Annotated in this window: 1 protein-coding gene; it reads right to left on the bottom strand. The window is 71.3% G+C overall.

The annotated features are described in order from the left end of the window. Nucleotides 1-202, bottom strand: a 202-nt coding sequence (locus VR44_RS40405; protein WP_045952688.1) for an ACP S-malonyltransferase, incomplete at both ends; no start/stop codon positions are given.

Raw genomic sequence — 202 nt, 5'->3', positions numbered from 1 at the left:
TGCTGTCGCTGGTGAGGCAGGGGCGGGCCATGGCGGTGAGGACGGCGTCGGGGCCCAACTCCAGGAGGGTGGTGGCGCCTTCGGCCTCCAGCGTCCGGATGGCGTCGTGGAAGCGGACGGCTTCGCGGACGTGCTTCACCCAGTAGTCGGGATGGGCGATCTGGTCCGTGACGAGGCCGCCCGTGAGGGCGGAGACGAAGGG

The organism is Streptomyces katrae, assembly GCF_000966975.1.
Taxonomy (GTDB): domain Bacteria; phylum Actinomycetota; class Actinomycetes; order Streptomycetales; family Streptomycetaceae; genus Streptomyces; species Streptomyces katrae.
The sequence above is the reverse complement of the archived record's forward strand: the minus strand, read 5'-3'. Positions and strand labels throughout refer to the sequence as shown.